The organism is Paraburkholderia sp. MM5482-R2, assembly GCF_050436125.1.
GTDB classification, from domain to species: domain Bacteria; phylum Pseudomonadota; class Gammaproteobacteria; order Burkholderiales; family Burkholderiaceae; genus Paraburkholderia; species Paraburkholderia tuberum.
On the sequence record NZ_JBNDLP010000001.1, the window covers coordinates 37,671 to 48,569 of the forward strand.

Annotated in this window: 3 protein-coding genes and 2 pseudogenes; 1 reads left to right on the forward strand and 4 read right to left on the reverse strand. The window is 58.4% G+C overall.

The window, feature by feature from the left end; all coding sequences use genetic code 11:
* Window positions 1–245 precede the first annotated feature (245 nt).
* Window positions 246–4,112 (forward strand): DUF4062 domain-containing protein, encoded by a 3,867-nt coding sequence (locus OKW37_RS00145; RefSeq protein WP_429401249.1) that lies wholly within the window; start codon window positions 246–248, stop codon window positions 4,110–4,112.
* 2,664 nt (window positions 4,113–6,776) lie between these two features.
* On the opposite strand, the pseudogene OKW37_RS00150 reads toward OKW37_RS00145, so the two are convergent.
* The 4 genes and pseudogenes from OKW37_RS00150 to OKW37_RS00165 all read right to left on the reverse strand — a co-directional run.
* Window positions 6,777–6,967 (reverse strand): annotated as a pseudogene (locus tag OKW37_RS00150) (SOS response-associated peptidase family protein); the annotation flags it as partial.
* A gap of 726 nt (window positions 6,968–7,693) precedes the next feature.
* Window positions 7,694–7,807 (reverse strand): annotated as a pseudogene (locus tag OKW37_RS00155) (IS110 family transposase); the annotation flags it as partial.
* A gap of 934 nt (window positions 7,808–8,741) precedes the next feature.
* Window positions 8,742–9,755 (reverse strand): DUF3800 domain-containing protein, encoded by a 1,014-nt coding sequence (locus OKW37_RS00160; protein WP_429401251.1) that lies wholly within the window; start codon window positions 9,753–9,755, stop codon window positions 8,742–8,744.
* Between the two features lie 609 nt (window positions 9,756–10,364).
* Entirely contained in the window at window positions 10,365–10,811 is a 447-nt protein-coding gene (locus OKW37_RS00165; RefSeq protein ID WP_429401253.1) for a hypothetical protein, read from the reverse strand.
* Between the last annotated feature and the right edge of the window lie 88 nt (window positions 10,812–10,899).

Sequence of the window (10,899 nt, forward strand, 5' to 3'; positions counted from 1 at the left end):
TCGCGAGGCCTACTCTGCTCAGCGAGCAGACCGCGAGATCGCTGGTTGCAAACATCGCATTCGTCTACCAGTACTACATTGGCGTGCTTTCCTCTGTGACATGCTGCCGATGACTCGTTAATGCTTCTATGGGTCAAAGTGCGCGTTTCGCACCTACGGGCTTACCGCGGACTCCCAATGCGCCCACGAAAAGAGCATGCCTCACGCAGAGACAACGCCTTCAGCAACGGACCGAAAAACAGAGTATGGCACTTATCTACGTGTCCTCGACGTTCAAGGATCTTGCGGACTATCGCAGCGCCGTTGGAGTGGCGCTGCGTCGACTGAACCATCAGGACGTAGCCATGGAATACTACGTCGCCGAAGACATGCGTCCTGTCGAACGCTGTCTTTCTGACGTGGCGTCGTGCGATTTGTATGTCGGCATATTCGCCTTCCGCTATGGCCATGTTCCTACGAAGAACAATCCCGAGGGCCGCTCGATCACCGAGATGGAGTATCAAAAGGCAGGCGAGACGGGCAAAGACCGCCTGATTTTCCTGCTAGACGAAGATGCGCCGTGGCCCATGAGCAGAAGTGACCATGGCGCTGCGATGGAACAGATCCTCACCTTCCGCAAGCAGCTTAGTGAGGATTCTGTCCACGATCACTTCAGCAGCGTCGACGAACTGACGCGCAAGGTCAACGAGGCGGTGATCAACTGGGAAAAGAAGAGCGGACTAGCGCGGGCGCGGGCGCGGGAACTGTATGACTGGGATGCCTACCGGGAGGCCGTGTGCAACAAGCATCAGTGGGTCCGGCTGCAAGTCATCGCAGGTGTCAGCAAAGACCGTGAGCCCCTCCGGATCCCTTTGGACGACGTGTTCGAACCCCAGTTGGTCGCAATCGGCGTGTCCGGGATAGATATTCCCGACGAGGTCCGCAAGCTCCAGCAGGCGATCTATAGCCCCGGGCAGCACGCACCCTCCGGTGAAGCGTTCGCCATCGAGCAGTTGGAAGAACCCGTGCGCGAGGGCGGTGTCAATGAGGAGGGGCTGATCGACCCGCAGGATTCGAATCCGGAACTCGTGCTGAGCATAGTCGGCCGTGAAGCCACCCAGGTGATCCTAGGCGGCCCAGGTACAGGCAAGAGCACGATCCTACACTACGTGATGCTGCGCCTGTGCCAGCCGCGGACGGCGAACGAATCGCTGCCTGAGCACCTGGGTAAGGCGACAATCCCCTTCCTGATCGACCTTCGCAACTACGTGCTGGAGAAGTCCAACGACTTTCTTGAGTACCTTGTGCGCAGGGCCGAGGACTTCTATGGCGCGAGCTTCGACGTCGAAAGCCTGAAAGCAGTGCTCGGCAACGAAGGGCAAGCCCTGGTCTTCTTCGATGGCCTGGACGAGGTGTTCGACCCCGACCAGAGGCGCAAGGTTATCGACCAGTTTCAGATCTTCGCTCGCCGTTACTCTAATGCGCACATCGTTGTCACCTCGCGCATTGCCGGTTATGACCGCACCGCCCTAGGATTGGCTGGCTTCAAGCACTACACGCTGCTTCCCCTCACGCTCGCTCAGATCCGCCACTTCGCAGGCCGGTGGTATCGCTACTACAGTTTGGAGGGTACGGAGCGTACCGCACAGGGCCTGGCGCTGCGCATCGTCGACAACCCGCGCCTGCTTGACCTCGCAGGCAACCCGATGCTCTTGACGATGATGGCCGTAATCTACCGGGATCGCGACCTGCCAACGGAGCGATGGAAGCTGTACGACCGCTGCACCGAGACGCTGCTCGAAGCCTGGGATCTGGGCAAGGGATTCGAAGAAGAGGACTTCAGACTGGCCGTGTCAGTGAAAACTCGCGGAAAGTCCGAGATTCTGCAGCGCGTATCGATGTACATGCTGGAGCATGGCCAGCGAGACAGGGAACTGAACGCCATTGCCTACGATCCCCTGCTCAAGATCGTCTCGGATTACCTGCACGAGCAGCACCAGAAATCCCCGGGTGACGCCGCCGCGATCGCGGTCGACATCCTGCGCCACCTCATGGAGCGCACTTATGTGCTGGCTGGCGTCGGCGAACGGGTGTTCGGCTTCGTGCATCGGACGTTCATGGAGTACTTTGCGGCCTGCTGGTGCAAGGGTCACTTCAATTCGAGCAAAACCGGACTCTACTGGTTGACGAAAGAGGTCTTCGGCAAGCACTGGCGGGGCGACGATTGGCGTGAGGTGTTGCTGCTGCTGACCGCCATGCTGCGTGACCAAGGTACGCAGGTGCACGAGGTGGTGGAGATCATTCGCGCCAAGCGCCCCAAGTCCGGGCCACCGTTCAACGTGGCGTTCGCCGCGCTCTGCCTCGCGGAAGCGGGAGACATCCAAGATCTTAGCTATGGGCAGGCGCTGCTGGTAGAGCTGACACAGGCCATCGAAGTGCATGCCTCCAAGTTGCAGAAAACCGACTCGCGAAGTTTCGTCAACGCGGCCTTGAAAGCGTTCGCGGCACTGGCGACCCTCATGTCCCCTCCGTCTCCGGTGCGAGAGGTAATTGAGCACCTAAACCAGGTCTCGAACACACGGGTTACGGCGTGGCAGATGGACTTTGCCCTACGATCGCGCAAGGAGCGACTGGACTATGCGCGCGCGGCGTTGACTGATCCCGAAGAAGTCGTGCGCCGCGGCGCAATAGCAGCTCTTGAGCGCGAGTGGCCCGGCCGCGCTGACATCGCCTCCGCGTTGGCCGACGTAGTGAGGAATGACCGCAACGGGCGCGTCCGCCAGGCCGCACTGGCGTCGATGCAGCGTTCATGGCGCCATGACCCTGTGATACTGAACGCGATCGAGAGCCGCGTGGAAGAGGAGACCGGCCACCGCGGCGTCATCGGACTCATCAAGTATTTGGGCGAGACTTGGGAGGGCAATGCCAGAGCCCGGGACCTAGTGATGAAGCTTGCCGCCCCGAAAGAGGAAGAACGCTACGACAACGCCAGCGTCGTGATCGCAGCCGGCAAGGTGCTCGCCGCGGGATGGCGAGGTGATACGACAGCCTTGGCATTCGTGCAACGCGAGGCCGAAAGCAACCCCAAGCCCTCGGTGCGCAGCGAGCTACTCGGTTCGTTGGCAAGAGGGTGGGGGGGGCATTCTCAGGCGCTGGCCTTCATGCAGGAACGAGTCGGTAGTGAGCAGGAAGGGGAAGTTCGCACGGCCCTGTTCCACGCAATGGCAGAGGGCTGGCGCGGCGATTCGCAGGCCTCGGTATTTTTGCAGCAATTGATCGTGTGCGCTCAAGACCGTGCTGCGCTCGTCGATGTTTACAGTGCGCTCGCGCAGGGATGGGCAACGGATTCCAGCGTCCTGGCCTTGTTGCGCAGCACCGCCAAGGACCCGGACAGTAGGACGCGCATCGCCGTGCTTCAGGGTTGTCAGGCAACGTTAAAAAGGATGTTATTCGAATTTGATGGAGGTGCTAGTGAGCGGTTGATCCATATCCTGCTCGACGCTGGCACAAACGACGCGCAATCGGACATCCGCTTGAATATCATTGAATTTATCATTGAGTTCATTTTTTGGTCAATGCCGGTTCTTTATCTGAGCTATAGCAAATCGCCGGGTCTTTATCTGAGCTATAGCGGATCGCCGGCGCTGCTACTCATCCGTGATCGAGCCGTGAATGATGAAGATGAGGAGGTTCGAGTGGCCGCGCTAGAGGGTCTCTGGTACTTGCTGCGTTCGCGCTTCCATGGTCGCCTTTTAGGAGAGTTTGATCAAGGGACGGCGGATGAGTGCGACGAGGACTGGAATCTTCTGCTGGAGAATCGGCCGTTCCTGACACGTCAGGCCGAGGAGCATGCAAAGCCTGCGACGCGTGCAAAGGCGTGCCGGGCCCTCGCTCTAGCGGCCGCGGACCGCCCGGACGCCCTTCGCTTCCTCCTGGACAGAGCAGCCATGGATCCGGATCCACGCACCCGCTTGAGCGTCGTGCAAGCAATTCTGGGGTCCTTTGACCTCGATCGCCAGGCCCTGGAGCAGCTGCAAGATCGGATGAACCATGACGTGGATTTGGACAATCGGAGCATCATGGAGAACCTGCTCGCAGAGTACAGTAAAGGATCGCGGGTACTCCAGCGTTAGTTGTGAGCGCGCTCGCGTCCGGCGGCCTCTCGCCCAGAAGGGGCCCGAATAGTGCATAGAACTAACTTCCCGGTACCGGACAGATCCCGTCTACTGCGCTGGGCACGTCAGGTGTCGAGAAATATCGACACGCTTCATCCGGCGTGCCGAATCCTGTCAACCGAAGATATTCGGCATATCGGCAGTGCGGCTTAGGTCCATGCTTTTTAACGAGATCGACCAAGTCCGTGATAGATACGCCGGGATATTCAACGGGAAGTATTGGTGCGGCCGCACCGGAGGTGACGGAGGGATCGGTCATTGCTCAATTGAACAAATCTTAGTTCTGAGACTTGCGGCCCCGCGACGAGATCGCGACATGGGCGTGCGTCGCTCAAAGCGCAGTCCGTGGGGTTCAGCAATCAGCAATGCGATACAAATGCTCGTAAAGGCCGACGACCGGGGCCGACATGATCTCCGACCACGAAGGTCCGGTGTCTGAGCACAACGGCCATTTCCTGGTCGGGTGCCGTTGGGCGAGGCCACCGATATGAAAGTGGCGTTTCGACCGAGGCGCCCAGCGACTTATGTTCGGAGACCATCCACCATGGCCCCGGCCGCCCGAACATCTCTCGCAAGATAAGTGCGGTAGGTAACATAGGCACGTCGCACTTTCGAAATCGTAACCTATCATTTTCTGACCGAATCACTTTCGAAAACGAACCAGCCTGCTTCATTCTGCAGTGTTCAACGTGACCTCGCCGTGCGAAAAATCTTCGGCGAGTAGCGCGTGCATCGACTTTTGTGTTGGCCGAGGAAATCCAGACGGTATGTCTGCCGCGACTAACGAAATCAGACATGAAAGGAAAGGATGTCAAGACAGGGGCGGCGTTGTTTCCCGTTCAAGGAGTTATTTTCGAAAACGAGCGTCGTTTTAAGGCAGCAAAAATCAGCCAATGGCTTCGCTGTCGGACAGTATGCAGATCCACCATTGGGACCACGTGTTATTAACCGTTAGGGGACCTGCACCGCTGAACCCTAGCTGCGTTGCTCGTTTCCCATTAAACGATACCACAGCAGGACGGAGCCTTCGTGTATGGCACATGGTCGCCCATTTGTGTTGATCTCTGTTCCAGCACGGCAAATGATGAGACTTTATGCTACCGGAGCGCAGGTTGAAATCTCGCGACGCGATCGTTCAGCAGGTATACGCCGTTCTAAGACTGAACCTTTTGCTCCGATCACGAATTATCACGCCGCGCTCTTGGCTACGGCAGAGCGTGATCGCGGGGGTGAAATAGAAGTAGTAAAGCTAATGAATACAGTTGTAGATTCATTTCTATCAACTCTTGATTTTCTTCCTTAGCAGCCATCGCTCTATGAAGAAGCTGGTGCAAAGGATTTCATCATTCGGAGAATGCCATGGCAGGGGCGAGTGGAAGCGACGAAGATATGGTGACAGGGCGCGTAAATCGAGCAGAAGGCCTGACAAGACTTTGGGCGCAGGTGCCCCCCGGGCAGCCAAACTTTGGCGGACCTGCGATCTTTGTCGTGGAGGTGGCACGCAACAAAGACGACGATGCCGATTACGGCGACGGAGAGACTTTCACCCCCGCTAACGCATGCGACGGACTTGTGGCCGTGGGTTGGAGCGGGATCGGTGCACCGGGGACCGGTGCGGGGGTGGTAGGCAAAGGGGGGGCAAACCAGGGTGCCGGCGTGATCGGATTCGGCAGCGGCACCAAAGATGAAGGCGGGTCTGGCGGTATCGGTGTCCAGGGTGTCGGTGGCTCGTCGAACCAGGCTTATCCTGGACCAATCGTTCCACCCGGTGCCGGCGTTGTCGGGCTAGGGGGGGCGAACGCCACACTCCAAAATCGCGCCCGTCTTCCGCACGCTCCCGGCGTCATTGCAATGGGTGGCGCGCAGGGGCCAGTGCCTGAGCTCACAGAGACTGGTGGTGTAGGCGTGTGGGCAAAGGGGGCGGATGCGGACGCGGCTATGCAGACGCCGCTCGATGCAGACGGAATTGTGACGCCTGGCCCTGACGTGGTGGTCGGACCTCTTGGGCCGGAGGCTGGCGTATTTGCGCGTGGTGGTGTGTCAACCAACCCGGCCATTTCCAATCTCGCTGCGGCGGGGGTGATTGGGCTGTCAGGGGGCGTGGTGCCCAACTCGAGTATCGGCGAAACCGGGGGCATTGGCGTCTTCGGCGCTGGGCCGACCGGAGTGCGTGGTCAGGGCGACGTCGGCGCCGGAGTCCATGGTGTTGGTCACGGAAACGAATGTCGCGGCGGACAGTTCGAATCGGCTCATGCGGCCCAGTTGCGGCTCACTCCGCAAAAGTCGAAGGGCCCATATCCAGCCACTATTACAAATCATCAAACCGAGGCCATCGCTAACGGACTACGGGGGACTATGCGACTACCGAGGGACGGACAAGGCGGCGACCTGCTCGCCCTGACGAACGACACGGGATTATGCACACTCTGGTTTTGTGTGAAAGGTGGGAACGGCACCCCAGCGCGATGGGCTCAGGTGCTACTCGGCGACCCTTTTGATGGCATCGCCTAGACACTAAGCTTGCTCGATAAGTCTCGCGCTTTTTTACACGCTCATCGGGCGCGAAAGAAAGCGAGAAGCCACTTCGGGACGGTTCGCGTCGGTCGCATAGTCCGCACGTCGTTAAGTCGCCACCCGATGCTCGTAGAAGGGCCGATAGCGATCATCCAGAAATTCGCAGGGTCCGGATTCAGCCACGCACCAACATTTTTCGGCTTGATCGGGACGATGCAGCGGTCGTGGCCAGACGCGACGATCTCCTCGGGCGGCTCGTCGGTGATGTCCGCAAAGGACCGAAAGTCCGAAACACGGGGAATGGACGTACAGGCATTCAAATCGTCGATCCAATCGCCGAGTTAACTTCCGCTAAAAGTTGAACACTTGTTCGTCAAAACCTGAGCCGCCGGTGGCACTGAGAGGCTTCGGACGTCTTTGCTTGGGAGCGAGAGCAAGCCGACGTCCCAAGTGGACATCCGGTCCGCGACAGAATATTGTTGTTTGTAAATGGATAATCCAAGGGAAGGGGTAGCCGAGAGAACTCCCTCCTACGACGCGCGGATGGGCCGTTGTTCGACTCTAGGCGACGCTCGAACGTCCGGACTGCGGCGCGGGTGAATGACCGCAGATGGCGTGCGCCGTGCAAAGGCGGCGCTTTCCCAGTGGGTGCAAGCCCCACCCGGCAACCGCTCCAGCCGGAAGCAACCTATAAGATCTTTCCCCTTTTTGCAAGCTTGAGGTTCATTCGGTCATTGATTGATTCCGATGTTGTGGCGGACGCGATGGCAGATCGGCGGCGGGGCAGACTGCATACCTATAAACGGCCTCGTTGGGGGCACTGTCGCTTCTGTGCCCGGGCCCGGATAGTAACCGCGCAGCAGGACTCCATCCGGAGCGCGGCGCCACGCATCAGATGCGTCGCCTGGAGCTTCCTCGAGTTCGCCTGCTGCCGGTCTGACCTGTCGCTATCCATGCCTGTTGCGTCCTTTGGGGTGCTGTACGGTGGTGTCCTGCGTTTCAGGGATCGTGGTGCGGCTCACGAGTCACGACGGACGGATTGGGGTATGGGAGGGATCGAAGCGCTCGCCTTTGGCGAGGATCGCCCAGAGGATTCGCGCGTGCTTGTTGACGATGGCGACCAGCGTTCGATACCAGCCTATCGTTGAGAAACACGGAGACGATGCGCGTGCACTGCTCGACGCCCTGCTTGTTGGTGTGGCGGGGCAAATCGCTCACCCAGGTTATCGAGGCTGCCCGTTCCTGAATACTGCTACGGAGTTTCCGGACGATGCGCATCCTGGACGCGTAGTCGCGCGAGCGAACAAGGACGAGTTGCAAACCCGCCTCACGGCGCTATGCACCCGCATCGGCGTATCGAATCCCGTACGGGTTGGAGCACAGCTCTTTCTGCTGATCAATGGGGCATATGCTGCAGGCCTGATGGCGAGCAACCCTGACCTCCCCAGCGTCCTCGTGGACGCTGCGCGTGGTCTGATCGACAGTGCAAAGCGAACCTGAACGGGAAGCGAGCAGTTCGCCACGACGACATCCATTTCCTGCCTGTGCATTAGTACCTGTCCTGCGCGATTGCAGGGCATCGCTGTCGTCTACACGCTATGGCCGACGAGCTTCCATCGGGCGTGCGGCAGGTTCCGAAGTGAACCGGCCATTCGAATGACGACTTTGTGTGTTGCGCGAACGGCAACTATTGGCCGATTGCGTGAGTTCGCCAACGGCCGGTTTTAGGTGCTCCAGTTTGCGAAACCCTGATTTCACTGACTGACCGCTTTCGAGACGGTCATCAGGCCGTAGTGGGTCGGGCTGCGTCAGTCCGCTCCCCGAACTCATCGCTCGGAAGCGGTCACTGGAATTCAGCGGCCCGCAAGCGGCCGGTCGGCATTGCGTACCCCCGACCCACAACTACCGTTCGTCGCCGTTCGCCAGCAAGGACCGCTTACGAGGTACAACGGCCGTTCTATTTCCCGATTCGTCCGAGCGGTCGTCGGTCAAAGCCGACGTTCATGTTCCGCCTGAGACCTCCCGCAGACAATCGACGAGCAGCTTAGGCCACTGGCCAGTTAGTGCGTCAACCTACTTCGCCAACATTGGTCGCGAGTATCTGCCCATGAGTCGAACACACCTCGCCGCCTTCTCGTCGACGCGCCCAGTCTGGTCGAGCGAAAGCAAACGAACCGTCGTATCGCCCTTTGGAGCCTGAAGCATGTTCATACCCAATGCCAACGCAACTCTTTCTGGGGAATCGAAGTTTGACCGAAGGACGCGACGAACGCCCGAGGCGATCAAATCTGCAACCTGGACGCCCGAGAACTTCTGCGAGTCTACGTAGCGGAAATCGTCGTTGATCATTTTCCCAACATTCAAACTGTTCCCGTCGCTCACGTCGACATCCAATCCATATGTTTCTTTGAGAAAGTTTGGCGCGGTGCCCGGTTCATACTCGAACCGCCTAAAGTGACTGTAATCCTCGCCTTTGAGAAAAATCATGGGGTCGCGTAGAGATTTAGTCTGCAAGAGTCCGGGCAAGATTTTCAGAAACGCCTTCTCGTATCGATTGAGCATTCGATTCTTCTGATCTACGCGCCACCGAAAGTTGGCCAAGGCGACCGGCTCTCGTTGTACATAGTACAGGGGCGCGTACTGCAACACGGTGTACACGAGTTCAACTTGCAGAATGAGTTGCGTGTAGAGCTGCAACGGCAACTCACTGATTTCGTCCGCGAGGTCCGCGACCCCACGCCGGCCTCCTTCGTACTTCATCCGATCGATGTTCTGCCTGATCTTGTCGACCTGGATTTGCTGATGACGCTGGATTTCGTCGCGACGATGCAGGCTGACATCAACGGCTACCGCGAATGCCATTCCGCCTAACTTACTCAGATCGGCAAGGAACTTCACAAAGTCGTCTTCAGGGATGACTCCGAGTTTGACCTCCAGACCAGCGCCATGCCTGAGACGCAATTCAGCGACGAGCGCATCCAATGCGCGCCGCTTCCTTTCGGGCAAGACGAAGGCGGCGATCGTGCACCACGCATTCTCCTTATCGGTGAGCGTGAACGTTCCTGATTCGTCAACAAATATACACATATGTCATAGAGCAAGGGGCAGGTGCGAGGTGCGAAATTATCGCATTCTCACACGCCGCGCCCTATCGTCGAAGACCACACCTCATTGGCTCTTGCATAGCAACGGCAATCGACCTCTTTGTCGAGCTACTCGGCTAAGACGATCAGTAGCCAGCTACCAGTTTCAAACTCTAACAGGACACTTATCCGCCGTCTGGCGCAGCGACGAATATCCACAATGGCGGATGAAGCAACGTTCAACATTGCGAATTGAACGGCCGCTACTTGGGTGGAACCGCCGCCTGAATGTCCCGGAAACGGTCCCGGCGAACGACTTTTCCTGGCCGCATCGAGGCAGTGCCCTCTGTAATTTGCCCGCTGCAAACCGGCCATTGAGCGAGGCCGGATGAAACCTCGGCAAGCCTAACTGGAAGACGACCTCGACCGGCCGTTCATGGCCGCAGTCGGACCATCCAACGGCACTCGCGAGCGAGCATCGCTCGCGTGAGACCCCGATGCGCCGCAGTGGCAGCTGTTAGTCGTCCAGGTTATATCTGCCTCTGCCGCTCGCGTCTATGCCTTCCGAAGTCTGCTTCTTGCGGCTGCGACGTTGTCCCCGGCGGGAGCTGGTTCATTGGTTCATTAATGAATCGATCATGGGGCGCCGGAAGTCATAACCTTCAACATAATGACTTAATCCAAGGGTAGGGTATTCGCTTTTTTCTATCGAGCGATGTTCGTCAGCATCAGAGCAAAGGTCCTCACGGACGAAACCGGTGTCTACTCCGAAATTCCCGCGATACTCACCGCGTCGGGGATTCTCGAACCGCTCATCGACTATTTTCTGCATCGCAGTCATGACCGGAGTCTGGAGTGGATGCGGAAGGTAACGCGATCTGTTCGGCTCTTTCTCGAATACATTCAGGTCAATCCGGTTGAGCGGGATCCCCACCAACTGTTTCAGAACTTCGCACAGCGTCTGTACACAGGAACCTTCAATCGCGAAACCGGAATCGACGCGACCGGCCTTTGCTGGCCCCCTCGGTCGCCACACGACGCAGCGCGCATCATCACCCACCTGAGCGACTTCTTCAATTGGTTGGGCGAGATCCGCCCGGAAGCCTCCACCGTCAATCCTCGGTATGTTGGCAGCGCTTTCGACCGAC

Coding starts and splice junctions, on each gene's coding strand:
- OKW37_RS00160 (WP_429401251.1), bottom strand. CDS start 9,755: ATGTGTATATTTGTTGACGAATCAGGAACGTTCACGCTCACCGATAAG.
- OKW37_RS00145 (WP_429401249.1), top strand. CDS start 246: ATGGCACTTATCTACGTGTCCTCGACGTTCAAGGATCTTGCGGACTAT.